The organism is Paraburkholderia flava, from assembly GCF_004359985.1.
In the GTDB taxonomy this organism is placed as follows: Bacteria; Pseudomonadota; Gammaproteobacteria; order Burkholderiales; family Burkholderiaceae; genus Paraburkholderia; species Paraburkholderia flava.
The window spans coordinates 1,259,647-1,284,534 of sequence record NZ_SMRO01000001.1 but is presented as its reverse complement, the minus strand read 5'-3'; the positions used below and the strand labels follow the sequence as shown (position 1 = coordinate 1,284,534).

Genomic DNA, 24,888 nt, shown 5'->3' with positions numbered 1-24,888 from the left:
TTTGCGCGTTGTTGCGTTTAGACCGGTCCGCTACGTTACTTCGCTAGCGCGCCGCGCAATGCCGCATTCGCCTGGGCGATCGCAGCACGCGTTGCGGGCGTATCGGCGAGCGCGTTGAGCATCACGAAGTCGTGAATCGTGCCTTCGTAGCGCACGGCCGTGACACGTACGCCGGCTTGCGTCAGCTTGCGCGCATACGCTTCGCCTTCGTCGCGCAGCACGTCGTTCTCGTCGGTGATGACAAGCGCGGGCGGCAGGCCCTTAAGATCGTCGAGCGTGGCGCGCAGCGGCGATGCCGTGATCTTTTCGCGGTCGGCGGCATTCGGTGCATACGCGTCCCAGAACCACTTCATCGCCGGCTTCGTGAGCCACGGGCCGTTCGCGAACTCGTTATACGAACCGTCGTCGAAATTCGCATCGGTGACCGGGTAAAACAGCACCTGATAGCGCAGCTTCGGACCGCCGCGTTCCTTCGCGAGCAGCGTGACCGCAGCCGTCATGTTGCCGCCGACGCTGTCGCCTGCAACCGCGATACGGTTCGCATCGATGCCGAATTCTTTCGGGTGAGCCGCGACGTAGGCGGTCGCAGCGTATGCCTGCTCGATCGGCACTGGATACTTCGCTTCGGGCGAACGGTCGTAGTCGACGAAGATCACCGCCGCGTGCGCGCCATTCGCGATCTCGCGAACGAGCCGGTCATGCGTATTTTTGTCGCCGAGCACCCAGCCACCGCCGTGGAAATAGATCACCGCCGGCAGCGTGCCGCTCGCACCTTCGGGCTTGACGATGCGGATTGCCACCTTGCCGGTCGGTCCGATCGGCAGCACACGGTCTTCGATATGAGCAGGCAGCTTCGCGACCGGTTGCGATTGCGCGCCGGCCAGCACGTTGCGTGCATCGGCGGGTGACAGCGTGTAGATCGGCGGGCCGCCGTGAGCAGCGAGGCCGTCGATGAACGCCTGCGTCGCGGGTTCGAGAACCGGTGCGGCGTATGCGCCCGATGCGAGTGCGGTTCCGGCGGATGCGGCAACGATGAGCTTCTTCAGTGCTTTCATGATCCTGTTCCTTCGAGAGCGGCGATGACGTTTATCTACTAATAGATAGATGGCGGGGCAAAATAAAACGCCGTCGAAACGGCGTCTACCGACTTATTGCAGCGAGAGCTTCACATCGATGTTGCCGCGCGTCGCGTTCGAGTACGGGCACACGATGTGCGCTGCATCGACGATCTGCTGCGCTTTTGCACGGTCGAGGCCGGGCAGCGTGATCTTCAGTTCGACTTCGATGCCGAAGCCCGTCGGGATTGCGCCGATGCCGACGTTGCCTTCCACCGACGTGTCAGCCGGGAGCGCAATCTTTTCACGTCCGGCGACGAACTTCATCGCGCCGAGGAAACACGCGGAATAACCCGCTGCGAACAGTTGCTCCGGGTTCGTGCCAGTTGCACCAGCACCGCCCAGTTCGCGCGGCGTGGTCAACGCGACGTCGAGCACATTGTCCGACGAGACTGCACGGCCGTCGCGGCCACCGGTTGCACGGGCTTGAGCGCGGTACAGAACTTTTTCGATCGACATGGTGAAGCTCCTTTAAAAAGATTCGATAGTTGGGTATCTACTGATAGATAGATAACCGGTTAAAAAAACGGACTGCTGTGTTGCATCGCGAACCGGCTTCGACTGAGCCTGCTCGCGTTACCCGACCCGCACCGAATTGACGACGTCTTCGAGGCGAGCCTTCGAATGAAACAGGCGGCTTGCCAGCACGCTGCCCTGAAATGACGCGTACAGCGCGCGCGCCGCGCTTTCAACCTTGCCGCTGACTCGCAGTGTACCGCGTGCAGCGCCTTCCGCCAGCACCTTCGCCAGCCAGTTTTCGTTGGCCTTGAAGAACGCCTGCACCGCTTGCCGCACATTGTCCGGCAGCGATTCGATATCCGCCGCCAGCATACCGCACAAACAGATCTGGTCGCCGTTGCCGAGCACGAGGCCGAACTGCTTCGCATAGCGCTCGAGCTTCTTTTCGGCCGGCAGCGCCGGATCCAGGTTGCGTATCGCGGTCAACACCATATCGCTGTACGCGTTCACCGCTTCGAGCGCCATGTCTTCCTTGGTCGGGAAGTAGTAATGGATGCTCGATGTCTTCACGCCGACCAGATCCGCCAGATCCCGGTAGCTGAACCCGTTGTAGCCTCGGGTCATCAGCAGGGTCTGGGCGTGTTGCAGAAGCTGTTCGCGGACGGTTGGCGTTTCCATGAACAGCAGTCTATCTATCGATCAGTAGATAAGCAAGAGGTTTTCCGAAAAATTTTTCGAAAGGGCGGGCGAGGTCATGCGGACAACGCCGGCGCACGGAATCCACGGACCCTGCCGGTCTTTTCGACTGAGGCAATCAATTCGTTCGCGGCATGCGACGTTCCGTTCGCGAACGCATAGAACTGCGTGTGCGGCAAAGGCGGCATGCCGTCGGCTGCATCGAGGACGCGCAGGCCCTCGCGCAACTGGCTGCGCGCGACCGGCGCCACCGCGAACGCCGCCTGCGCGGCGGACAGACACCCGGCCATGCTGCTGCTTTCGAATACGACCCGCCAGGCTTTGCCCGCATGCGTCAGCGCATTGATCGCGGCTTCGCGATACACGCAGGGCTCCGGAAAGACCGCGAGATGGACGTCGGCATCGGGATCGAATGCGCTGTGGCTGTCGAATGCCCAGACCAGTTCTTCTTCCCACAGCAACGTGCCGTTCGACGGCACCTGCATGCATTGCTTGCCGAACACGAGATCGAACTGGCCGAGTTCCAGTTCCTTTGTGAGGTCTGCCGTGACGCCGACCTTCAACTGGACGCTCGCGCCGGGATGGGTTCGTCTGAAGGTTTGCAGCACGTGCGGCAGCCATGCGCCGGTGAAGTCTTCCGACGCGCCGATCCGTAGACGTTCGTCCGTCGGCGCATGACGCAGCCGCGCGCGGGCTTCCTGCTCCAGATGCACGATGTTGCGCGCGTATGAGTACAGCAGATCGCCGGCCGGTGTGAGCCGGAAGCTGCGGGTCGTCCGCGACAGCAACTGTGTTCCGGCCGCCTGCTCGAGACGTTTGATATGTCCGCTGACGGCCGGCGCGGTCAGCGCCAGCTGCTCGGCGGCGAGCGCGAAGCCGCCGGTGTCGACCACTTCGAGGAAGGTCCGCAGCAGCACGATGTCCAGTCCGACGCTAGCCGATTCCATGTTCGCCGCCGTCCGTTTGATTGATTGTGAAACGTGAAAAATAGCACGGAATTCTTCATCAATTGAGATAGTGAAACGGCGTACTTTGTCTCTTTCGGATCGATCCATACAGAGGAGGGAAGCGATGAAGGAGTACGCATTTGTCCGCACGCAGAAGCTGGACGTGGGCTACCTGGAGTGGAATCCGGGCGGGGCGCGGACGGTGGTGCTCGTGCACGGCTGGCCCGACAGTCCGGAAGGCTGGTGGCCGGTCGCGGAGCGTCTCGCGCAGGCGGACTATCGGGTGCTGTGTCCGGCGTTGCGCGGCTTCGGTCCGACGCGCTTTCGCGATGCAACCACGACGCGTAGCGGTCAGCTGGCCGCGCTCGGGCGCGATCTGCTGGAGTTCATCGATGCGCTGAATGTGCAGCAGCCGGCGCTGGTGGGACACGACTGGGGCGCGCGTGCGGTCGCCAATGCATGTGGGCTGCGCGATCGCGCGGCGGCGCATCTGGTGATGCTGTCGGTCGGCTATGGGACGAACGATCCGCACCAGGCGTTGAGCTACGCGCAGGCGCGCAACTACTGGTATCACTGGTTCATGGCGACGCCGCGCGGACAGCAAGCGGTCGAGCAGGACCGGCGCGGCTTTACGCGTCAGATGTGGGACACGTGGTCGCCGGCCGGCTGGTACACGCAAGCCGATTACGACGAAGCCGCCGCATCGTTCGACAACCCGGACTGGGCGAGCGTCGTGCTGCATTCGTATCGTCATCGGTGGGGTTTCGAGCCTGGCGACCCCGCGTACGACGCCGACGAACAGCGCCTGAATCCCGCGCCGGTCCTCGCGGTGCCGACACTCGTGCTGCATGGCGCAGCCGACGCGTGCAATCATCCGGACAGCTCGGCGAACAAGGAGCGCTTTTTCAGCGGGCCTTATCGACGCACGCTGCTCGACGGCGTCGGTCATTTCCCGCAACGGGAAGCCCCTGGCGAAGTCGCGAACGCGATCCTGGACTTCCTCAAGGACGCATCCTGAGCGAACCCGCCGACCCCTTGCGGTCGGCGCAGGTGGTGTTACGATGCCCGGACCAGCTCGCAGGATGAGGGAGGCCCATATGGCGACGTATGCTATCGACGGCGTTCGCATCGACAACGGTACCGGCCGCATCACGCATGTGCGATGGGCGCTCATTAATCCAAAGACCAACGAGTGGCTGTCGCCGCACGAGATCGTCGCGGTCGCGGATGTCGTCGCGGCGATCCGCGGCGGCAACCTCGTCTGGTCGCTGTTTACCCTCGGCGGGATGAATTTCATCGGGCCGAAGATCAAGACCGTCGCGCACATGGACGGCAACGACGGCATCGACACCGACATCCCCGACGGTCACGTCGAAAAATCCATCGACGATCTGCCGGCGGTTTAGGGTTTGTTTCAACGCGACGCCTGCCCCAGGCCGGTCGCGACCGTGCGACGTACTCATTCTGTGAAATAGCGCTGCGTTCAAACGCGCGACCCGGCGTATGCCCGGAGCGGCGACGCGGTCGCGGGAACGCGCTGAAACGGTCGACGGGTTTCGACGGCGGCGCGCGCGTCCGGCGAAACCTGAGTCCGCTGGGTTGCCTGCGTTAATATCGGTGCAGAAACTCAAAAAAATGAATGTTAAAATCCCCTGCATATCGAGAAGCATCCCTTGCATAAGGGTTTCACTGGCGAGGCGCGTGCCGCTGCGCGGACGTGGTTTCGTAACCCATTGATCGGTCGGGCGTCGTTTCCCTCACGGAAGCACGCCGGGATGTATTCGTCCCGGCCGTTCTGTTTCAGACACAGGCTTCGTCGTCCATTGCGACGTCGTGGATTATTCGAGCGCGCACAGCCGGTCGGCCGGCGCGGTAAAACCGGTACGTCATGAAAGCACGAGCAGAACAACGGATATTGGACTTCGACGGACAGGCGCGCGAGCGCTTGATTCTGTGGATCCGGCACCGGATGGATGAGTTTGATATCTCGATGGAGGACCTGGCCGCGGCGCTGCTCGTGGACGCGTCGACGCCGAAGTATCGCGATGCGTACGGCAACGAGTGGGACGGCCAGGGTGAACGGCCGGACTGGCTCAAACGGGCGATCAACGCAGGACAGGACATCGAGCATTTTCGATGCTGAGCGGCGCGGGCGCTCCCCGCGCTCCGCGTTGGGTCCGGCTGTGGGTCGCGATTACGGCGCTGCTCTGGCTGAATGTCGCGCTGGCGGCGCAGGGTACGCACGAGCCGCCGCGCAAGGCCGGTGCTCGCGTGACCCATCGTGCGGTTCAGCACGCACCACCGGTGCGCCCGCATGCGGGGAAGACCGCGTTGCGTACCCATCCCAAGGCACACGCAAAGCCGAAAACGCGCGCAGCCAGTTCACGTCACGCGCAACGGCGCGTCGAACAGAGAGTCTCCCGCGAATCGCGGCACGTACGGCAATTGCGGCATCGACAGGTTCAGCGTGGGCCGAAACAGGCGCACGGTCGAGGTGCTGCCCGTGCCACACGTAAGCTGCGTCAGCCGCATCAACTGCGTCCGAAGGCGACGCCGATCGCGCTACGTCCGTCGCAGACACTCCTGCCGCGCTGCGGCTACACGCCCGCGTCAATTTCACTGCTTCGCTCGCGCGCGGTCTACGTCGTCGACGATCGCACGCACGCCGTATTGATCGCAAAGAACGCGGACCAGGTGCGCCCGATCGCGTCGATTTCCAAGTTGATGACCGCCGTCGTCGCGCTCGACGCGCATCGCGCGCTCGCCGGCCGGCTGACGGTCATCCCCGCCGATCGCGATTTCGACAAATTCACCGGCTCGCGTTTGAAGGTCGGCTCGGTGCTGTCGCGCCGCGACATGCTGCACATCGCGCTGATGTCGTCGGAGAATCGCGCGGCCGCCGCGCTGAGCCGCGATTACGCCGGTGGCCGGCCGCGCTTCGTCGCGGCGATGAACGCGAAGGCGCGCGCGCTCGGCATGCTGCATACGTCGTTCGTCAATCCGACCGGTTTGTCGCCGCACAACGTATCGACGGCGCGCGATCTCGCGCGTCTCGTTGCGGCCGCGGATCGCTATGCGCTGATCCGCACGTTTTCGACCGACCACTCGCAGATCGTCGCGCCCGGCCACGGCCGGCTCGTTTATCACAACTCGAATCCGCTGGTCCGCGCGGGCAGCACGCCGATCGTGCTGCAGAAAACCGGCTTCATCAACGAGGCCGGGCATTGCGTGGTGATGCGCATGCGCATCCACGGGCATCCGGTGACCGTCGTGCTGCTCGGCGCGCCCGGCCCGCGCGATCATATTCGCCGACGCGCTGCACATCCGCCACTGGCTGTCGTGCTCGCTGCATTGACCCAGCGGTGCCTCCGAGGCCGCCTCTGCCTTCATTAACGCCAGTAATACTGATCATAAAAAAACGGCATTTGCCGGGCGAATATTGGCTCCGGATAACTGCGTGATTCCCCGCAGTTCATCCGACGATATTCGAGGCGCCATGACTCATCCGGTCAGTCACCCGGTTCAATCCCGCCAGCCGGTCCGCGCAGCCGCCGCCGCTTTCATCGGCACCACGGTCGAGTTCTACGACTTCTACGCGTACGCGACCGCCGCCGCACTGGTGCTCGGCGAAGTCTTCTTCCCAGGCACCAACCGGTTCGCGAGCACGCTTGCGTCGTTCGCGACGTTCTTCGCGGGCTTCGTCGCGCGGCCGTTGTCGGGGATGGTGTTCGGTCATCTCGGCGACCGGCTCGGCCGCAAGAAAATGCTGCTGCTGACGATGTTCCTGATGGGCGGCGCGACGACCGGCATCGGTCTGCTGCCGACGTACGCGTCGATCGGCGTGTGGGCGCCGGTGCTGCTCGTCACGTTGCGCATCGTGCAAGGCATCGCGGCGGGCGGCGAGTGGGGCGGCGCGGTGCTGATGTCGAGCGAGCATGCGCCGGCGGGACGCAAGACGTTTTTCGCGTCGTTTCCGCAGATGGGCAGCCCCGCCGGCTTGCTGCTGACGCTGATCGCGTTTCGTGTCGTGACGTCGCTCGATCACGCGAGCTTCATCGCGTGGGGCTGGCGCCTGCCGTTTCTCGCGAGCTTCGTGCTGCTGCTGATCGGGCTCGCGATCCGCTTCGGTGTCGAGGAATCGCCGGAATTCGAGCGTGCGCGTGCGGCGCGGCAACTCGCGACCGCGCCGGTTAGCGAAGCGCTGCGTTCGCATCTGCGGCCGATCCTGCTCGGTGCCGCCGCGACGACGATCGGCGCGGCCGGCTTTTTCTTCACGAACACGTTCATGATCTCGTACGTGACGACGTGGCTCACGATTCCGCGCACGGTGATTCTCGACTGCCTGTTCGTCGTGACGATCATCCAGTTGCTGTCGCAGCCGGTGTCCGCGCTGATCGCGACGCGGATCGGCGATGCGCGTTTCCTGACGCTGGCCGCATGCGTGTCGATCTTCACGCCGTACCCGATGTTCGTGCTCGTCAATACGCAGCAGCCGGTGGCGATCGTCATCGGCATTTCGATCGCGGTCGTCACGTTGTCCGCGATTTACGCGGTGATCGCCGGCTTCATGAGCGCAGCGTTCCCGACACGCGTACGCTATTCCGGCATCTCGATGGCCTACCAGCTGTGCGCGACGGTGGCCGCCGGCACGACGCCGCTGATCGGTACGATGATCGCGCAGCGCTACCAGGGGCAGTGGTTGCCGCTCGCGCTGTTTTTCTCGGTGTTGTCGCTGGTGTCGCTGGGCGGCATTGTCGGGTTGGCGCGGTATCGGAACCAGGCTGAGTCGCGCGGCGACGTACGTGACGATGCACGCGATGTCGCGGTACAGGCAGAAGCCTGACGCGCAGCATGACCTCTTGGATGGAGACAGATTCGATGATCGCACCTTTGACCTCGCACGCCGCGCAGCGCTACAGCAGCGACGAATGGACCGTGCGCTGCGAACTCGCCGCCCTGTACCGGCTAGTCGCGCACTTTCGGATGACCGACCTGATCGACACGCACATCACCGCGCGCGTGCCCGGTCCCGAGCATCATTTTCTGATTAACCGCTACGGTGTGCTGTTTCATGAAATGCGCGCGTCCGATCTCGTGAAGATCGACGGCAGCGGACGTATCGTCGAAGCAGAAGCGGGTGACGTTACTGACGCCGCGCGTTTTCGCGTGAACGCTGCAGGCTTCACGATCCACTCGGCCGTGCATATGGCGCGGCCCGATCTGCGCTTCGTCGTGCACACGCATACGTCGGCGGGTTCGGCGGTGTCGGCGCAGAAGCAGGGGCTGCTGCCGATCAGCCAGCACGCGCTGAAGTTCTACGGCCACCTGTCGTATCACGCCTACGAAGGCATCGCGCTCGATCTCGGCGAGCGCGGACGCCTGATCGCCGACCTCGGCGCGAACAACGCGATGATCCTGCGCAATCACGGTTTGCTTGCAGGCGGCGAGACGGTGGCCGCTGCATTCCAGGAGATCTATTTTCTCGAGCGCGCGTGCCAGATCCAGATCGATGCGCTGGCGGGCGGAGCTGAACTCACGTTGCCGCCGGAGCACGTGTGCCGGTTGACTGCCAGCCAGTTTCGCGGCGAGAACGCGGACGGCATCACGCAGCTCGCGTGGGAGTCCGCGTTGCGCCTGATCGGCGACGGCTCATCCGATTACCGTAGCTAACCGTTTTCGTTTCGCTCATGACACGCCTTCTGTTGCTTGCCGATTTCGACCTGTCTGCGCTTGCCGGTCCGTTAGAGGAACACCTGCGTCCGCATGTCCCGGGTTTGCGCATCTGTCTGCCGGGCGATCCCGATGCCGGCGGCGCCGAGATCGCCGTGTGCTGGAATCCGCCTGCGGGCGCGCTGTCGACGTTGCCGAAGCTCAGGCTCGTACACAGCATCGCCGCAGGCGTCGACAATATTCTCAGCGATCCGACGTTGCCGGATGTGCCGTTGTGTCGCGTCGTCGATCCGTCGCATGCGCAGGGGATGACCGAGTTCGCGACGTGGGGCGTGCTGCATTTTCACCGGCACTTCGACGCGGTGCTCGCGAACCAGTCGAAGGCGTTGTGGCGGCGACCCGCGCAGACCGATGCGGCGCAACGCAGGGTCGGCGTGATGGGACTTGGGACGCTCGGCGCTCGCGTGGCCGTCGAGTTGCAGCGCTTCGGTTTTGACGTGCGCGGCTGGTCGCGCGAACGCAAATCGCTACCGGGCATCGCGACGTTCCGCGCCGATGAGTTCGACGCATTCTGCGCGGATCTCGACATCGCCATCTGCTTGCTGCCGCTGACCGAGCAGACGCGCGGCATTCTCGGCCGCGCGACATTCGATGTATTGCCGCGCGGCGCGAAGCTGATTCATGCGGGGCGCGGCGAGCACGTCGTGCGCGCGGATCTGCTCGCGGCGCTCGAGGACGGCCGGCTCGGCGGTGCGATCGTCGATGTGTTCGACGTCGAGCCGCTTCCTGCAGACGATGCGTACTGGCAAGCACCGAATCTGATCGTGACGCCGCATATGGCATCGGTGGCGAGCTTCGAATGTATTGGCGAGCAGGTTGCGTTTAACGTGCGGCAGCTGCTTGAGGGGGGCGCGTTGCGGAATGTGGTGGATCGGGGAAAAGGGTATTAAGCGGGCAACGTTGACGTCTGCCAGAACCCGACAAATAAAGGTATGCTCATCGGCATCCTCGTCGCTAACGACCGTCACGCCGATGCCTTCCTCCATCCGCAATTCACTCCTCTGGATCTTCGATGCGTTCGAACGCGATCCGACCTACATCACGAAGCGGATGTTCGGCAGCGATGCCGCGTATATCGACGGGCGGTTATGTTTGATCGCAGCCGATCGGGCTGCGCCGTTCAACGGTCTGCTGGTGTGTACGTCGCAGGAACAGCATGCAGCGTTGATCGATGAAATGCCCGCGTTGCAGCAGCATCCGGTGCTGGGGAAATGGCTTTACGTCGTGCAGGAGGATGCGGCGTTTGAAGACACAGCGGAAGCGCTAACCGCACTCGTGCTCGCGCGCGATCCGCGTATCGGCGTCGAACCGAAGCCGCGCAAACGGCGCGGCAAATCGGTGTTGCCGGACGAATGAATATCGCTGCACGTTAGCGTGCGTCACAGACGTCCCAGATATTCCCGCGCGAACTCCCGCGTTTCATCGAGAAACACCTGCTCGGCTGCGCGGAATTTCTGATCGCCGACCCATAGCAGCAGAACGTCGACGTCCGCGACGCCTTCGTCGGGCGGCAGACGCATCATCCGGCCGCGCTCGACTTCGTCGCGTGCGACGTGCTCCGGCAGACAGCCGATCCCGAACCCCGCATAGATCAACCGACGTACTTCGTTCACGCTCGCGGACGTCGCGACGACGCGTCCCGCGAAGCCGTGCTTGTCGCGGAACCACGTGAGCGCCGACAGCGAATCGCCGATCTGATCGGCGGCGAACGACACGAAGTTCTCGTTCAGCAGATCCGCGGTGGTGAGCCCGCTGCGGCCGAACAGCGGATGATGCTTGCCGCAATAGAGCGCGTAACGCTCCGGCATGAACACCTGATGCTCGATGCGCTTGCCGGTGTGACGCGTGAGCGCGAGCGCCGCGGTGGCCGTGCGTTGCAGCAGTGCGCTGACGATATCGGCACTGCGCAGCACCTGCACGTCGAAATCGATGCCCGGATAGCGGCGATGAAACTGCGCGAGAAATTCGTCGTACAGCGGAAACGCGACGCCGCTCACGGTGATGAGTCGTACGTGTCCGGTGATGTCGAGGCGGACCTCTGCGAGCGGGCCGCGCTGTTCGTCGGCGAGCCGCGAGATGCTGCCGTAGATTTCCTCGGCGAGTTCGCGCACTTCCTCGCCGGCCGGTGTGATCTCGATGCGCGGTCCGTTGCGCTGGACGAGTTTTCGTCCGAGCTGTTCTTCGAGCCGCCGCAGCGCATGACTGACTGCAGGCTGCGTGATGTGCAGCCGCGCCGCTGCACGGCTGACGCTCTGCTCGCGCGCGATGACGAGAAACGTGCGCAGCAGGTTCCAGTCGAGGCGATCGTTGAGTAGTGCGGCGCGGTCGGGGGTGGTCATTGTGGGGGGCTGGAAGCAGGCAGGTGATTGCAGATTGTGCCTGATAACCATATGACCAACACTTCGTTGGCGCTCCTCACACGCATCGCTAGCATGACCGGTCGTCTCTCCGCCTCGTCTGCTACCAATGCCGTCTCCCGTCCTCACTGTTTCCGCTGTCGCGAAGCGTTTCGGCGCGACCGTTGCGCTCGATCGCGTCGATCTGTCGATCGGCACGGGCGAGATCGTCGCGTTGATGGGTGCGAACGGCGCGGGCAAGTCGACGCTCGTGAAAATCCTGAGCGGCGTGTATCGCGCGGACGCGGGGGCGTTGTCGCTTGCGGGCAGAACGTTTGCACCCGATTCGCCGCAGGCCGCGAAGCGGCTCGGTATTGCGACCGTGCATCAATCGATCGCCGATGCGGTCGTGCCGTCGCTATCGATTGCGGACAACCTGCTGCTCGACCAGCTGTGCGATGCGACCGCGTCATGGCGTACACCGCCGGCAGCGCGTCTGCGTAGCGCGCTGCCGCTCGCCGCGCGTGTCGGTCTCGACGTGAATCTGTCGGCACCGCTCGCGTCGCTGTCGCTTGCCGCACAGCAGCTCGTCACGCTCGCGCGCGCACTCGCGACCCGACCCTCGCTGCTGATTCTCGACGAACCCACCGCGAGCCTGTCCGCGCCCGAAGCCGAGCGGCTGTTCACGCTGCTCGACACGTTGCGCGCGGAAGGCGTCGCGATCCTGCTGGTGTCGCATCGTCTCGGCGATCTGCGCCGTCTTGCGGATCGCGTGGCGATCATGCGCGACGGACGCATCGTCGCCGACCTGCATCCGCCGATCGATTTCGATGCGGCCGTCGAAACGATGATCGGCCGGCCGTTGCGGCATGCCCGCGCGGCGTTCAACACAACTAATACGCAGCCGGCTGACACAGCGTCGGGCTTCCGCGCGCAGAACGTGCAGCTCACGACACATGCAACACCATTCGATCTCGCCGTCCAACGCGGCGAAATCGTCGCGATCGCGGGACCGGTCGGCGGTGGCAAGTCGCGTCTGGCGCGTGCGATTTTCGGCGCGGAACGGCTGGCAGCGGGCCGCATGTCGCTCGACGGCAAACCGTGGCAACCGCGTTCATCCGCCGATGCAATTCGCGCGGGCGTGTTCCTCGCCGGCGAAGATCGCTGGCGCACGTCGCTGTTCGCGGACAGCGTGCCGTTCGCGTCGATCGCGGGGACGATCAGCTTTCCGTTCCTGTCGCGCTGGTTTCCGCGCGGCACAGTGCGACGCGCGGTCGAAGCGCGTGCAGCAGCCGATGCGATCGAACGCTTCGGCATCCGCTGCACCGGTCCCGCCGATCGTCTGACGAAGCTCTCCGGCGGTAATCAGCAGAAGGTCGTGCTCGCACGCTGGCATGCGCAACCCGCGGGACTACTGCTGCTCGACGAACCGTTTCAGGGCGTCGACGCGGGCGCGCGTGCCGATATCGTCGACACGCTGCGCGCGCACGCGCACGAACGCGCGACGCTCGTCTTCGTCAGCGATCTCGAAGAGGCGTTCGAGATCGCTGATCGAGTAGTGCACTTTGATCGCGGCACGATCGATTCCGAACCTGTTCATCACGTTCCATTATGAAGACCGACCTGGTTTCCGCAACGCCTCAGGACACCGTGTCCAGTCCGACCACACGCCGTGTACGTGTCGCATGGCGCACGCATCTGGAACGCACCGGCATGCTGATCGTGCTCGCACTGCTGATCGTCATCTTCACTGCGAAAGAGCCGGCGTTCCTCAACGTCGACAACCTGTTCAGCATCCTGCAGGCCGTGTCGATCGTCGCGTTGCTTGGCATCGGCGTGACGATTACGCTGGCTGCGGGCGGCTTCGATCTGTCGGTGGGTAGCGTTGCGGCGTCCGCGCAGATGGCGGCGAGCTATGTGCTGATCGTGTGGCATGGCAACGCGCTCGCGGCGGTCGTTGTATGCCTCGCGCTCGGCGTCGGCGCGGGGCTGTTCAACGGCCTGCTGATCACGCGGTTGCGCGTGCCCGATCAGCTCGCGACGCTCGGCACGTTGTTCCTGCTCGCCGGCCTGCAACTGATTCCGACCGGTGGCCGCTCGCTCGCGTCGGGCACGGTGCTGCCCGACGGCACCGAAACGACCGGCACGTTTCCCGATGCGTTTCTCGCGCTGGGCAGGTTGCGTCTGTTCGACGTCGTGCCGGTGCCGGTCGTGCTGCTGGTCGTGTTGACGGTGCTCGCGTGCGTCGTGATGGAAACGACGCGCTGGGGCCGCGTGATCTACGCGATCGGCGGCAACGAGACGGCTGCGCGGCTCGCAGGCGCGCCGACTGCGCGCTATCGCGTCGCGGCGTATGTGGCGTCGGGAGCGATCGCGTCGCTGGGCGGCGTGCTGATTGCTGCGCGAGTCGGACGCGGCGACGTCAGCGCCGGTCATTCGATGCTGCTGGATGCGGTCGCCGCCGCGCTCGTCGGCTATGCGGTGTGGGGCACGAAGCGGCCGAACGTGTTCGGCACGGTGGTCGGCGCGGTGTTCGTCGGTGTGCTGCTGAACGGCCTGACGATGCTCAATGCGCCGTACTACATGCAGGATTTCATCAAAGGCGTGTTGCTGGTTGGGGCGCTTGCGTTGACGTTCGGTATCGGGCGCGATGCGGGGGCGAGAAGTTAACGGCCGCTGCGTTATCGCGCTCGCCGTGGCTTGATCGCGGCCATCGCCGGTTTGCGTGCGAGCTCGATAAACGCCTTCAGATAATCGATGTCGATATCGGTCTCGCGCGCACCGAGAAAAATCTGCTTGGCGATACCCTTGCGTCCCAGCCGCACCGGAACGAGGTTCATCTTGTCGGCGTACTCCTCCACCAGCCAGCGCGGCAGCGCGGTCACGCCTCTGCCGCTCTCGACCATCTGTAGCATGATGTCGGTGGTCTCGATCGTCTTGTGGCGTCGCGGCGTGATGCCGGCGGGCATCAGAAACTGGTTGTAGATGTCGAGCCGGTCGGTCTCGACCGGATAGGTGACCAGCACCTCTTGCGTTAACTGCTCGGGCTTCACATAGTCGACTTTGGCCAGCGGATGTTCGCGGTTCACCACCAGCACCTGTTCGTAGTCGAACACGGGTTCGTAGCGCAGTCCCGGCTTGAGCAGCGGATCGGGCGTGACGAGCAGATCGATCTCATAGCCGAACAGCGCGCCGATTCCGCCGAACTGAAACTTCTGCTTCACGTCGACATCGACGTCGGGCCAGCGCGCCAGATACGGCGATACCACCTTGAGCAGCCACTGGTAGCACGGATGGCATTCCATCCCGATGCGCAGCGCGCCGCGCTCGCCCTGCGCGTACTGGCGCAGACGCTCTTCCGCGAGGTCGAGTTGCGGCAGCACGCGGTTCGCGACGGCCAGCAGATATTCGCCGGCCTGGGTCAGACGCAGATTGCGTCCTTCGCGTAACCAGATGTCGGTGCCCAGCTGCTGTTCGAGCTTTTTCATCGAGTGGCTGAGTGCGGATTGAGTCACGCAGAGGATTTCCGCCGCCGCCGTCAGCGAGCCGTGCTCGTCCACTGCCTGAACGATTGCCAGATGGGTTCTCTCGAGCATGATCGTGTATGAGTGAAACTAATGGTTGGGTGAATTAAGACCATTTTACTTCATATACCGCGTTCGCTACGATCGGCAGACCTGCAACTGACCGGATCAAGACGACACGATGGCAACGACACACAATCTCGGCTTCCCCCGCATCGGCGCGAAGCGCGAACTGAAATTCGCGCTGGAGTCGTACTGGAAGGGCGAATCGTCGCTCGACGAACTGAAGGCGTTGGGCGCGCAGCTGCGTCAGCGGCATTGGGAAAACCAGGCGAACCTCGATCTCGCGCCGGTCGGCGACTTCGCGTTCTACGACCAGGTGCTGGACATGAGCTTCACGCTCGGCAATCTGCCGAAGCGGGTTCAAGATTTCCATGGCGACACGCTCGATAACTATTTCCGCGTTGCGCGCGGACGTTCGGCCAAAGGTGCCGACGAGCACGCCGCCTGTTGCGGGGGTGTCGCAGCCGGCGAAATGACGAAGTGGTTCGATACCAACTATCACTTCATCGTCCCCGAGTTCAGCGCGGCGACCGAATTCAGGCTGGATGCATCGCGTCTGCTGGAACAACTGGCGCAAGCACGTGCGCAGGGTGTGAAGGCGAAGCCGGTGATCGTCGGTCCGGTGACGTACCTCGCGCTCGGCAAGGCCAAGGACGAGTCGGACAAGCTGGCGCTGCTGCCGCGTCTGCTGCCGGTGTACGCGGAGTTGCTGGCGACGCTGGCTGCGCAAGGCGTCGAATGGGTGCAGATCGACGAGCCGATTCTCGTCACCGAACTGTCCGCCGAATGGCAACAGGCGTACGTCACAGCCTACGACGCGCTGTCGAATAGCAACGTGAAGCTGCTGCTGGCGACGTACTTCGGCCAGTTGCTCGATAACCTGCCGCTGGTCTGCAAGCTGCCGGTGCAAGGCCTGCATCTCGATGCGATCAATGCGCGTGCCGAAGTCGAGGCTGCGATTGCTCGCCTGCCGCAGGATCGCGTGCTGTCGCTGGGCGTGATCAACGGCCGCAATATCTGGAAGACCGATCTGACCGGCGTGCTCGACTGGCTCGAGCCGGTTGCGAAGCGTCTTGGCGATCGCCTGTGGATCGCACCGTCGTGTTCGCTGCTGCATGTGCCGGTGGATCTCGACAGCGAGCAGAAGCTGGACGCGGAAGTTCGCTCATGGCTCGCGTTCGCGTTGCAGAAGCTCGACGAACTGAAGGTGCTGGCCGCTGCGTTGAATCAGGGCCGCGACGCTGTGAAAGCCGAGCTTGCTGCGAATCAGGCCGCGATTCACGCACGTCGTGCTTCGTCGCGTGTGAACAACCCGACGGTCAAGGCCGCGCTCGGGAAAATCAATCCCGCGCTGGGTCAACGCAAGCACGCGTACCCGACGCGCGCCGACAGACAGGCCGCATTGCTGAACCTGCCGGCTTTCCCGACGACGACGATCGGTTCGTTCCCGCAGACCGGCACCATCCGCCATGCACGCAGTGAGTTCAAGCGCGGCGCACTGGATGCAACCGGCTACAAGGCCGCGATGCAGGCCGAGATCGAACGCAGTGTGCGCGAGCAGGAAGCGCTGGGGCTCGACGTGCTGGTGCACGGCGAAGCCGAACGCAACGACATGGTCGAGTACTTCGGCGAACAGCTCGACGGTTATGCGTTCAGCCAGTTCGGCTGGGTGCAGTCGTACGGCTCGCGTTGCGTGAAGCCGCCGATCCTGTTCGGCGACATCAGTCGCCCGAAGGCGATGACGGTCGAGTGGATCAAGTACGCGCAGTCGCTGACCGCGAAGCCGATGAAGGGCATGCTCACCGGTCCGGTGACGATCCTGAACTGGTCGTTCGTGCGCGACGATCAGCCTCGTTCGGTGTCGTGCTACCAGCTCGCGCTGGCGATCCGCGAGGAAGTGCTCGATCTTGAGAAGGCCGGCGTGCGTGTGATCCAGATCGACGAAGCCGCGTTGCGCGAAGGTCTGCCGCTGCGCAAATCGCAATGGAAGGAATATCTCGACTGGGCCGTTGCGTCGTTCCGCATTACCGCGAACGGTGTCGAAGACGAAACGCAGATTCACACGCACATGTGCTATTCGGAGTTCAACGACATCATCGCGTCGATCGCCGACATGGACGCCGACGTGATCACGATCGAGACGTCGCGCTCGGACATGGAGTTGCTCGATGCATTCGATCACTTCAACTATCCGAACGAAATCGGCCCGGGCGTGTACGACATTCACTCGCCGAACATCCCGACGCAGGAGCACATCGTGAAGCTGATGAAGAAAGCGGCCGAACGCATTCCTGCGCAACGTCTGTGGGTGAATCCGGATTGCGGTCTGAAGACGCGTCAGTGGGAAGAGGTCATTCCGGCGCTGACGAATATGGTCGCTGCGGCGAAGACGTTGCGGGCTTTGGTCTAAGGCTAGCGCACACGCGTCGCGTGTGCGCCCGGTCCGCATAACGGCAACATCACACTTCAATCGATCCCGGGTCGCGCCCGGGATTTTTGTTTTTCTCCGCCGTGTTTTCTTCGTCATCGGGCTCGCGACGAATCGTCGCGATGGAGTAGCATGGCTACGCGCTGCGCCGGAAGGGCGACCCTCTCCGGCATCGATGCGCATCGGGATTGCCGCTACCGTTCAATCTTTCCTACGACATGGCACGGAGAAAGCGATGACCTATCGCAATTATCACAAGCGTCAGATTGCGAACCGCGATCTGCACCCCGAAACCCAGATGATGTCGTATGGCTACGATCCGTTCCTGTCGGAAGGGTCGGTGAAGCCGCCGGTCTTCCTGACGTCGACATTCGCGTTTCGCACCGCTGAGGATGGCGCCGAATTCTTCGACATCGTGTCGGGCCGCAAGTCGCCGCCGGAAGGCGAAAGTGCGGGCCTCGTCTACAGTCGCTTCAACCATCCGAATCTCGAGATCGTCGAGGATCGTCTTGCGCTGCTCGACGGTTCCGAAGCGGCTGTCGTGACGTCGAGTGGTATGTCCGCGATCGCAGCGATCCTGCTGGCATTTCTGCGGCCTGGTGACTGCGTCGTGCAATCCGCGCCGCTGTACGGCGGCACCGAGACGCTAATTTCGAAGTTCCTGCCCGAATGGGGCATCAGTTCGCAGACGATCGCCGACGGTCTGTCGGTCGAAGCGATTCGCCACGCGCTCGAAGCGGCCGCGCAGAAGGGCCGCGTGCGCATGTGCTACATCGAAACGCCCGCGAACCCGACGAATGCGTTATTCGATATGGACGGATTGCGCAACGAGATCGATGCGTTCGAAACGCGTCACGGCTACCGTCCTCTTTCGGTGTGCGACAACACGTTGCTGGGGCCGCTGTATCAGAAGCCGGCGAAGCAGGGCATCGACCTGAGCGTGTATTCGTTGACCAAGTACATCGGCGGCCATAGCGATCTGGTCGCGGGCGGCGTGACCGGCGATCGCAGTCTGGTGGCGAAAGTTCGCGCGATCCGTAGCTCGCTCGGCTCACAACTCGATCCGCATTCGTCGTGGATGATTACGCGCTCGATGGAGACGCTGGTGTTGCGCATGGAGCAGGCGGCGCGCAGCGGGAGTGCGGTTGCGCGATGGCTCGCGGACAATCCGCATCGTCCGGTGAAGGTTCTCCATCCTGAGCTGATCGACGATCCTGCTTATCAGGCTGTGTATCGGCGTCAATGCACCGGGCCGGGGTCCACGTTTGCTTTCATTCTCGATGGCGGGCGCGAGCAGGCGTTCAGATTCATCAACGGTTTGACGCTGTTCAAATCGGCAGTGAGCTTAGGCGGCACGGAATCGCTCATCTGCCATCCGGCATCCACCACGCACTCTGGCGTTCCCGTTGAAGCACGTGCTACCGCAGGCGTGTCGGAGGGATTGATTCGCGTGTCGGTTGGACTCGAGCATCCCGACGATCTGATCGCCGATCTATCGAACGCATTGGAACACTGCTGATGCGAAGACACGCATGCCGTGCGGCTCGCTATCACGCGGAGCGCGCACGGCATTGCGTCACGAATGCTCGCGTCTGCGCAGCAGATATGTGTCCATGATCCAGCCGTGCTTCGTGCGGGCGTCTGCCCTGACGCGTTCGATTTCGTCCATCACGTCGCGCAGCTTTCCGGCGATCAGGATTTCGTCGGGCGTGCCTACGTAGGCGCCCCAGTAGATGTCGAGGTCTTCGTCTGCTAGCTGCCGGTACGCGTTCTGCGCGTCGAGCATCACGACCACGCTGTCGACGTTGGCCGGGAATCCTTCCGCGATCGTCCGGCCGTTTGTTATCTCGATCGAGCGGCCGATCAGATTCAGCGGAATCCTGTGTTGCGCGGCAAGCGCCTGGATGCTGCTGATGCCGGGGATCACGTCATAGTCGAACGTGTGCGTGCCGCGCTTCGCGATCGTTTCGACGATGCGAATCGTGCTGTCGTAAAGCGAGGGATCACCCCATACGAGGAACGCGCCTGTCTGTCCTTCGCCCAGTTCGTCGGAGATCAGGCGTTCGAAGATCTGCTGCTTGTCGCGATTCAGTTCGTCGACCGCAACGCGGTAATCGACGTCGTCGCGTCGACGCTCGGGGCTGGTGGCTTCGACGATCCGATAACGGTCATCGGTCACGAACCGTTCGATGATCTGCTTGCGTAGCGCGATCAGCTTTTCTTTCGCGGCGCCCTTATCCATCACGAAGAACACATCGGCCTGGTTCAGCGCATGAATCGCCTGCACGGTCATGTAGTCCGGATTGCCGGCGCCAATTCCGATGATCAGAATTTTCTTTGTCACTTGAATTCCTGGGAGCGCGACCGGAGAGAGCAGGCATTGGCATACGGTTCGTATGAATGCGCTTCATAGGATGATGAAAACATGTCGCTTGTTGAATCATAGCGCGACTTTCAAACTGTCTGCCTTCAGTCTGGGGTTCATCATGGTTCGCACTCACATACACGGCTTTCCGCGCATCGGCGCACAACGCGAACTGAAGTTCGCCCAGGAATCGTTCTGGCGCGGCGAATCCAGCGACGCCGATCTGCGCAACGTGGCGAAGGATCTGCGCGCGCGTCATTGGGAGCAGCAACGCGCGGCGCGGCTCGACTTCGTGACGGTCGGCGATTTCGCGTACTACGACCAGATGCTGAATCTGACCGCATTGCTCGGCGCGTTGCCGGAGCGCTTCGGCTTCGAGCCCGCGACACTGACGCTGGCCCAGTACTACGAACTGGCACGCGGCAACGCCGCGCAGCCGGCAATGGAAATGACCAAGTGGTTCGATACGAACTACCACTACCTCGTGCCGGAGCTGGGACCGCAGACCACATTCAACGGTGGGGTCGACTGGTTCTTCGAAGAAATCGATGAAGCGCTTGCGTTGAATCTGCCGGTCAAGCCCGTGCTGATCGGACCGATCACGTACCTGTGGCTGTCGAAGAGTCATGTGAACGGCTTCGACCGGTTGTCGTTGCTGCCGAGGCTCGTGGTTCGCTACATGCGCGTGCTCGAAGAGTTGAAGCAACGTGGCATCGAGTGGGTGCAGCTCGATGAACCCGCGTTGTGCGCAGACCTCGACGACGAATGGCTCGAAGCGTTCTCTGCGACCTACGACGTGCTGGGCACGCTGGGCGTCAACGTGATGCTCGCGACGTATTTCGGCACCGTCGAGAATCACGCGTCGCTCGTCGCGCAACTGCCGGTTCATGGCGTGCATATCGATCTGGTCAGAGCACCGCAGCAACTCGATGCATGGCGCGATGCATTGCCCGCGGACAAGGTGCTGTCGGTCGGCGTGATCGATGGAAGGAACATCTGGCGTGCGGATCTCGGCGAAGTCGTCGAGTCGCTGCAGACGTTGCATGCGGAGCGCGGCGATCGTCTGTGGATCGCGCCGTCGTGCTCGTTCCTGCATGTGCCGGTTACGCTCGCATCGGAAAAGCGGCTGGATCCCGATCTGAAGTCATGGCTCGCATTCGCGACCGAAAAGCTCGATGAAATAGGCACGATCGCGCTCGCGTTGCATGATCCCGCCGCAGCCGAGCCGCAGCTTGCGGCCGCTGACCACGCACTGAACGCACGACGCGCTTCAAGCGCGGTGACGAACGTCCTCGTGCAAAGAAGGCTCGCGACCGTCACGGACGCGATGGTCGCACGCAAGAGCCCGTTCGAGGTTCGCAACCGCGTGCAGCGTCATTCGCTGAAGCTGCCGCTACTACCGACCACGACCATCGGCTCATTCCCGCAGACGCCGGCGATTCGCCACGCGCGTGCTGCGTACCGGCGCGGTGAACTGAGCGCGCTCGACTACCTCGAACGGATGCGCGCGGAAACGGCCACCGTGCTGCGCAAGCAGGAAGAACTCGGCCTCGACGTGCTCGTGCACGGCGAAGTGGAACGCAACGACATGATCGAGTTTTTCGCCGACAAGTTGTGGGGCTGCACGTCGACGGAAAACGGCTGGGTCCAGAACTACGGTTCGCAATGCGTGAAGCCGCCGATCGTGTACGGCGACATCTATCGGCCCGAACCGATGATCGTCGATGCCGCGTGTTACGCACAATCGCTGACGGACCGTTTGCTGAAAGGCGTGCTCACCGGCCCCGTGACGATGCTCGAATGGTCGTTCGTGCGCGACGACCAGCCGCGCTCCACGACGGCACTGCAACTCGCGCTGGTCATCCGCGACGAGGTCGTCGACCTCGAGAAAGCCGGCATCCGCATCATCCAGATCGACGAGCCCGCGTTTCGCGAAGGCTTGCCGTTGCGCAAGGATGGCTGGGCGACGTACCTCGAATGGGCGACACGTGCGTTCAGGATCGCGGCGGGCGGTGTGTCGGACGCGACGCAGATTCACACGCATATGTGCTATTCGGAGTTCAACGACATCCTCCCGTCGATCGCGGCCCTCGACGCGGACGTGATCACGATTGAGACGTCGCGTTCGTCGATGGAACTGCTCGACGGCTTCGGCGCGTTCGCGTATCCGAACGGCATCGGTCCCGGCGTCTACGATACGCATTCACCGCGCATACCCAGCGTCGCTGCGATGCAGCAGCTGCTCGAGCGCGCGTGCAGCGTGATCCCCGCTGGGCGTCTGTGGGTCAACCCGGATTGCGGGCTAAAGACACGCGGCTGGCCGGAGACCGAAGCCGCGTTGACCAACATGATTGCGGCTGCAAGGGCTGTGCGGCAAAAACTCGAAGCCGAAGAGGCGAGTGCGGTTGCGGCCTGAACACCTCATCGAACTGCGATGAACCGTCGTTCTTGAGTGCGAGCCCGGAAGTCAACTCCATGTTGCAGTCGGGCAACACACGGTAAGAATTCATCGAACGATTAAATTGTCGGAAATATCATCGCGTCACTTCGTGAGCCGGTTCTTCGGTGATCAACTGGGGAAACCGGCGCATCGAATTTCTCGACAATGCAGACGCACAGGCCTGTGCGTACTGATGGTTCAAACAGAACGATGGGGACATTAATGAAAAAGACCACCGCGGCGCTCGGCGTCGCCATGCTTACCCTCTCCGCCCAATCCGCTTTTGCACAGAGTTCAGTGACGTTGTACGGTCTCGTCGATACGAGCGTCCGTTACCTGACCAATGCCAATTCGAAGAACGACAGCCAGATTGCGATGGGCCCGGGCGTCGAGACGCCGAGTCGCTGGGGCTTGAAGGGCAGCGAAGATATCGGCGGCGGAACGTCGGTGATCTTCAAGTTGGAGAACCAGTTCCAGCTCTGGTCCGGCAAGCTCGACAACAGCAACAACACGCTTTTCCAGCGTAATGCTTACGTCGGACTGTCGAACGACAAGTACGGCGCACTGACTTTCGGTCGTCAGCAGACGCCGTTCTTCGATGTGATGGGCAACATCTATGACCCGCTGACCGTCGCCGACTTCTGGCAGGACAGCTGGGCGTACAACCCGGTCGGCCCGTTCCTGTTCACCAATAGCTCCGTCAAGTACACCGGTCAGTTTGGTGGCCTGCACATTGAAGGCATGTACGGCTTCGGTGGCGTCGCGGGCAGCACCGGCGAGAACAGCATGTACGGCCTGACTGCGTCGTACGCGTTCGGCCCGCTGTCGGCAGACGTGGGCTTCCAGCAGAACGACGTCGCAGGCAAGAAGTTCAACATCGTGAACGTCAGCACGGTCTATACGTTCACGCCGACGTTGAAGGTAATGGCAGGCTGGCTGCATTCGCAGGACAACACCGGCACTGCCGATTTCGCCGAGCAGCAGAGTGGTGCGCCGGTGCTCCTGCCCGCGAACGCGAGCCCGAACCGCATCGACGACAACTTCTACGTCGGCTCGACGTGGCAGGCCGCGGCACCGCTCGCGATCACGGTGGCCGGCTATTACGGTCACGCGCGTAACGCCGCGAAGCTCGACGGCTCGCTCGGCGTCGGCGTCAACTATTCGGCGACGGTACTCGCCGAATACTCGCTGTCGAAGCGCACCGAAGTGTATGGCACGGTCGACTTCACCCGCGGCAACGGCGCGTATCTCGCCGACTACCCGGGCCGCAACAACCAGACCGGCGTCGCGATCGGTCTGCGCAACATCTTCTGATCGGGTGCCCGGCCAGGTGCCGGGGCTTGCTGTTGCAGCGTCTGAAAAACCGCACGCGTGATATACGCGTGCGGTTTTTTTTCGTCTCCCTGAATCTTTGCTTCGGTGCGCGTGCTTCGCCTGTCGTATCGAACGACACCCATCGCGCACCGCCTTCCCCGTACCAGGAATATTCATTGCGGAAACGTTTGGTTTGCGCTCGCGATTCCCGTTGATAGATTGTGCGCACAGTCACTACAGCGGAGATTCGCATGGCCGAGCACGACGAAGCGGCTTTGTCGCAACCGACTCACGTCATTGCAGACGATGCCGGCGCTATCGCAGCAGCACACACGCTCGCGCAGCGACTCGTGAAAGACGCGGCAGTACGCGATCGCGAACGCCGTTTGCCGTATGAGGAAATCGAGTGGTTTTCGCAGTCGGGCCTGTGGGCGATCACAGTACCGAAGGCATACGGCGGCGCGGGTGTGTCGTTCGTTACGCTGACCGAGGTCGTCAAGATCATCGCGGCTGCGGACCCTTCGCTCGGACAACTGCCGCAGAACCACTACGGTCTCGTCGACGTGATCGCGCTGACCGGCACCGATGAACAGAAGCGTTTCTTCTTGGGCGAAATTCTGAACGGCCGGCGCTTCGGTAACGGCTTCTCCGAAAAAGGCACGAAACACGTGCTCGATCTGAAGACGCGCGTGCGACGCGACGGTGATCAATACGTCGTGGACGGCACCAAGTTCTATTCGACCGGTGCACTATTCGCGCACTACGTGCCGGTGCTTGGACTCGACGACGATCGCAAGGGCTGGCTTGCCTATATTCCGAAGGGCACGCCGGGCCTGTCGGTGATCGACGACTGGTCGGGCTTCGGCCAGCGCACGACCGCGAGCGGCACCGTCGTGCTGGACAACGTACGCATTCCCGCATCGCATGTGTTCCCCGCGCATCGCGTGTCGGATTTTCCGACGCTGAACGGCCCGATCTCGCAGATCATTCAGGCAGCCATCGATGCGGGCATCGCACGCGCGGCGATCGACGACACGTTGACGTTCGTCCGCACGCGCTCGCGACCGTGGATCGACAGCAAGGTCGAGCGTGCAAGCGACGATCCGCTGACGGTGCGTGAGATCGGTCACCTGCACATCCAGTTGCATGCGGCCGACGCATTGCTCGAACGTGCGGCACGCGTACTCGACGAAATTGCCGCGCAGTCCGATACGAGCGAAGACGACGTCGCGCGCGCATCGGTTGCAGTTGGCGAAGCGAAAGTGCTGACCACGGAAATCGCACTGTTAGCCAGCGAGAAACTGTTCGAACTGGCCGGCACGCAGGCGACGCTCGCCGAGCACAACCTCGATCGTCACTGGCGCAATGCGCGCACGCATACGCTGCACGATCCGGTGCGCTGGAAGTATCACCTCGTCGGTAACTACTATCTGAACGGCGTCAAACCGGCGCGTCATCCGTGGAATTGACG

General features: G+C 62.9%; 22 protein-coding genes. 15 read left to right on the top strand and 7 right to left on the bottom strand.

Annotated elements, in window-relative coordinates; genetic code table 11:
- Nucleotides 1–35: 35 nt before the first annotated feature.
- The 4 genes from E1748_RS05675 to E1748_RS05660 all read right to left on the bottom strand — a co-directional run bounded on the left by E1748_RS05675 (nt 36) and on the right by E1748_RS05660 (nt 3,217).
- Entirely contained in the window at nt 36–1,055 is a 1,020-nt protein-coding gene (locus E1748_RS05675) for an alpha/beta hydrolase (RefSeq protein ID WP_133646149.1), read from the bottom strand.
- A 93-nt stretch (nt 1,056–1,148) separates the two neighbouring features.
- Entirely contained in the window at nt 1,149–1,574 is a 426-nt protein-coding gene (locus tag E1748_RS05670) for an organic hydroperoxide resistance protein (protein ID WP_133646148.1), read from the bottom strand.
- 117 nt (nt 1,575–1,691) lie between these two features.
- A complete protein-coding gene (locus E1748_RS05665) occupies nt 1,692–2,252 on the bottom strand; it encodes a TetR/AcrR family transcriptional regulator (protein ID WP_133646147.1) in 561 nt (186 codons plus the stop codon).
- 74 nt (nt 2,253–2,326) lie between these two features.
- Nucleotides 2,327–3,217 carry a LysR family transcriptional regulator gene (locus tag E1748_RS05660; RefSeq protein WP_133646146.1) on the bottom strand — a complete coding sequence of 297 codons (891 nt, stop codon included), beginning with the start codon at nt 3,215–3,217 and terminating at the stop codon, nt 2,327–2,329.
- A gap of 124 nt (nt 3,218–3,341) precedes the next feature.
- Here E1748_RS05660 and E1748_RS05655 point away from each other — a divergent pair, with 124 nt between their 5' ends.
- The 8 genes from E1748_RS05655 to E1748_RS05620 all read left to right on the top strand — a co-directional run bounded on the left by E1748_RS05655 (nt 3,342) and on the right by E1748_RS05620 (nt 10,303).
- Complete coding sequence (locus E1748_RS05655; protein ID WP_133646145.1) at nt 3,342–4,235, top strand: alpha/beta fold hydrolase; 894 nt, start codon at nt 3,342–3,344, stop codon at nt 4,233–4,235.
- A gap of 79 nt (nt 4,236–4,314) precedes the next feature.
- Entirely contained in the window at nt 4,315–4,623 is a 309-nt protein-coding gene (locus E1748_RS05650; protein WP_133646144.1) for a hypothetical protein, read from the top strand.
- Between the two features lie 482 nt (nt 4,624–5,105).
- A complete protein-coding gene (locus E1748_RS05645) occupies nt 5,106–5,360 on the top strand; it encodes an H-NS histone family protein (RefSeq protein WP_133646143.1) in 255 nt (84 codons plus the stop codon).
- On the top strand, nt 5,354–6,610 hold the full coding sequence (locus E1748_RS05640; RefSeq protein WP_420819288.1) for a serine hydrolase: 1,257 nt from the start codon (nt 5,354–5,356) through the stop codon (nt 6,608–6,610). Before E1748_RS05645 ends, E1748_RS05640 begins: the two co-directional genes overlap by 7 nt.
- Nucleotides 6,611–6,713: 103 nt before the next feature.
- Nucleotides 6,714–8,060, top strand: coding sequence for an MFS transporter (locus E1748_RS05635; RefSeq protein ID WP_133646142.1), 1,347 nt, complete (start codon nt 6,714–6,716; stop codon nt 8,058–8,060).
- Between the two features lie 35 nt (nt 8,061–8,095).
- Complete coding sequence (locus tag E1748_RS05630) at nt 8,096–8,887, top strand: class II aldolase/adducin family protein (RefSeq protein WP_133646141.1); 792 nt, start codon at nt 8,096–8,098, stop codon at nt 8,885–8,887.
- Between the two features lie 17 nt (nt 8,888–8,904).
- The gene (locus E1748_RS05625; RefSeq protein WP_133646140.1) at nt 8,905–9,837 is read left to right on the top strand and encodes a 2-hydroxyacid dehydrogenase; all 933 of its coding nucleotides are present in this window, start codon (nt 8,905–8,907) and stop codon (nt 9,835–9,837) included.
- Between the two features lie 82 nt (nt 9,838–9,919).
- Nucleotides 9,920–10,303 carry a hypothetical protein gene (locus tag E1748_RS05620; RefSeq protein ID WP_133646139.1) on the top strand — a complete coding sequence of 128 codons (384 nt, stop codon included), beginning with the start codon at nt 9,920–9,922 and terminating at the stop codon, nt 10,301–10,303.
- Between the two features lie 23 nt (nt 10,304–10,326).
- Here E1748_RS05620 and E1748_RS05615 read toward each other — a convergent pair whose 3' ends face one another.
- On the bottom strand, nt 10,327–11,286 hold the full coding sequence (locus E1748_RS05615; RefSeq protein WP_133646138.1) for a LysR family transcriptional regulator: 960 nt from the start codon (nt 11,284–11,286) through the stop codon (nt 10,327–10,329).
- 127 nt (nt 11,287–11,413) lie between these two features.
- Between E1748_RS05615 and E1748_RS05610 the strand changes: the two genes are divergently transcribed.
- Nucleotides 11,414–12,898 (top strand): sugar ABC transporter ATP-binding protein, encoded by a 1,485-nt coding sequence (locus tag E1748_RS05610; RefSeq protein WP_133646137.1) that lies wholly within the window; start codon nt 11,414–11,416, stop codon nt 12,896–12,898.
- Between the two features lie 98 nt (nt 12,899–12,996).
- Nucleotides 12,997–13,953, top strand: coding sequence for an ABC transporter permease (locus E1748_RS05605; RefSeq protein WP_240766505.1), 957 nt, complete (start codon nt 12,997–12,999; stop codon nt 13,951–13,953).
- A gap of 11 nt (nt 13,954–13,964) precedes the next feature.
- Here E1748_RS05605 and E1748_RS05600 read toward each other — a convergent pair whose 3' ends face one another.
- Nucleotides 13,965–14,879: a LysR family transcriptional regulator gene (locus E1748_RS05600; RefSeq protein WP_133646135.1), complete on the bottom strand. Its 915-nt coding sequence runs from the start codon at nt 14,877–14,879 to the stop codon at nt 13,965–13,967.
- A gap of 109 nt (nt 14,880–14,988) precedes the next feature.
- On the opposite strand from E1748_RS05600, the gene metE (E1748_RS05595) reads away from it, so the two are divergent.
- Both metE (E1748_RS05595) and E1748_RS05590 read left to right on the top strand, forming a co-directional pair.
- The gene (metE, locus tag E1748_RS05595; protein ID WP_133646134.1) at nt 14,989–17,280 is read left to right on the top strand and encodes a 5-methyltetrahydropteroyltriglutamate--homocysteine S-methyltransferase; all 2,292 of its coding nucleotides are present in this window, start codon (nt 14,989–14,991) and stop codon (nt 17,278–17,280) included.
- A gap of 253 nt (nt 17,281–17,533) precedes the next feature.
- Nucleotides 17,534–18,817: a cystathionine gamma-synthase family protein gene (locus E1748_RS05590; RefSeq protein ID WP_133646133.1), complete on the top strand. Its 1,284-nt coding sequence runs from the start codon at nt 17,534–17,536 to the stop codon at nt 18,815–18,817.
- Nucleotides 18,818–18,874: 57 nt separating this feature from the next.
- On the opposite strand, the gene cobF is transcribed toward E1748_RS05590, so the two are convergent.
- Entirely contained in the window at nt 18,875–19,642 is a 768-nt protein-coding gene (gene cobF, locus E1748_RS05585; protein WP_240766337.1) for a precorrin-6A synthase (deacetylating), read from the bottom strand.
- 142 nt (nt 19,643–19,784) lie between these two features.
- On the opposite strand from cobF, the gene metE (E1748_RS05580) reads away from it, so the two are divergent.
- The 3 genes from metE (E1748_RS05580) (at nt 19,785) to E1748_RS05570 (ending at nt 24,886) form a co-directional block, all read left to right on the top strand.
- Nucleotides 19,785–22,079, top strand: a complete 2,295-nt coding sequence (gene metE, locus E1748_RS05580; RefSeq protein WP_133646132.1) for a 5-methyltetrahydropteroyltriglutamate--homocysteine S-methyltransferase — start codon at nt 19,785–19,787, stop codon at nt 22,077–22,079.
- A 246-nt stretch (nt 22,080–22,325) separates the two neighbouring features.
- Entirely contained in the window at nt 22,326–23,417 is a 1,092-nt protein-coding gene (locus E1748_RS05575; protein WP_133646131.1) for a porin, read from the top strand.
- 251 nt (nt 23,418–23,668) lie between these two features.
- On the top strand, nt 23,669–24,886 hold the full coding sequence (locus E1748_RS05570) for an SfnB family sulfur acquisition oxidoreductase (RefSeq protein ID WP_133646130.1): 1,218 nt from the start codon (nt 23,669–23,671) through the stop codon (nt 24,884–24,886).
- Nucleotides 24,887–24,888 lie beyond the last annotated feature (2 nt).

Excerpts from the sequence above, each read along its gene's own strand:
- E1748_RS05625 (WP_133646140.1), top strand. The coding sequence starts at position 8,905 with ATGACACGCCTTCTGTTGCTTGCCGATTTCGACCTGTCTGCGCTTGCC.
- E1748_RS05675 (WP_133646149.1), bottom strand. The coding sequence starts at position 1,055 with ATGAAAGCACTGAAGAAGCTCATCGTTGCCGCATCCGCCGGAACCGCA.
- E1748_RS05660 (WP_133646146.1), bottom strand. The coding sequence starts at position 3,217 with ATGGAATCGGCTAGCGTCGGACTGGACATCGTGCTGCTGCGGACCTTC.
- E1748_RS05640 (WP_420819288.1), top strand. The coding sequence starts at position 5,354 with ATGCTGAGCGGCGCGGGCGCTCCCCGCGCTCCGCGTTGGGTCCGGCTG.
- E1748_RS05570 (WP_133646130.1), top strand. The coding sequence starts at position 23,669 with ATGGCCGAGCACGACGAAGCGGCTTTGTCGCAACCGACTCACGTCATT.
- E1748_RS05575 (WP_133646131.1), top strand. The coding sequence starts at position 22,326 with ATGAAAAAGACCACCGCGGCGCTCGGCGTCGCCATGCTTACCCTCTCC.
- E1748_RS05645 (WP_133646143.1), top strand. The coding sequence starts at position 5,106 with ATGAAAGCACGAGCAGAACAACGGATATTGGACTTCGACGGACAGGCG.
- E1748_RS05665 (WP_133646147.1), bottom strand. The coding sequence starts at position 2,252 with ATGGAAACGCCAACCGTCCGCGAACAGCTTCTGCAACACGCCCAGACC.
- E1748_RS05610 (WP_133646137.1), top strand. The coding sequence starts at position 11,414 with ATGCCGTCTCCCGTCCTCACTGTTTCCGCTGTCGCGAAGCGTTTCGGC.
- E1748_RS05590 (WP_133646133.1), top strand. The coding sequence starts at position 17,534 with ATGACCTATCGCAATTATCACAAGCGTCAGATTGCGAACCGCGATCTG.
- metE (WP_133646134.1), top strand. The coding sequence starts at position 14,989 with ATGGCAACGACACACAATCTCGGCTTCCCCCGCATCGGCGCGAAGCGC.
- E1748_RS05630 (WP_133646141.1), top strand. The coding sequence starts at position 8,096 with ATGATCGCACCTTTGACCTCGCACGCCGCGCAGCGCTACAGCAGCGAC.
- E1748_RS05655 (WP_133646145.1), top strand. The coding sequence starts at position 3,342 with ATGAAGGAGTACGCATTTGTCCGCACGCAGAAGCTGGACGTGGGCTAC.
- E1748_RS05670 (WP_133646148.1), bottom strand. The coding sequence starts at position 1,574 with ATGTCGATCGAAAAAGTTCTGTACCGCGCTCAAGCCCGTGCAACCGGT.
- E1748_RS05615 (WP_133646138.1), bottom strand. The coding sequence starts at position 11,286 with ATGACCACCCCCGACCGCGCCGCACTACTCAACGATCGCCTCGACTGG.
- metE (WP_133646132.1), top strand. The coding sequence starts at position 19,785 with ATGGTTCGCACTCACATACACGGCTTTCCGCGCATCGGCGCACAACGC.
- E1748_RS05605 (WP_240766505.1), top strand. The coding sequence starts at position 12,997 with ATGCTGATCGTGCTCGCACTGCTGATCGTCATCTTCACTGCGAAAGAG.
- E1748_RS05600 (WP_133646135.1), bottom strand. The coding sequence starts at position 14,879 with ATGCTCGAGAGAACCCATCTGGCAATCGTTCAGGCAGTGGACGAGCAC.
- E1748_RS05620 (WP_133646139.1), top strand. The coding sequence starts at position 9,920 with ATGCCTTCCTCCATCCGCAATTCACTCCTCTGGATCTTCGATGCGTTC.
- E1748_RS05635 (WP_133646142.1), top strand. The coding sequence starts at position 6,714 with ATGACTCATCCGGTCAGTCACCCGGTTCAATCCCGCCAGCCGGTCCGC.
- E1748_RS05650 (WP_133646144.1), top strand. The coding sequence starts at position 4,315 with ATGGCGACGTATGCTATCGACGGCGTTCGCATCGACAACGGTACCGGC.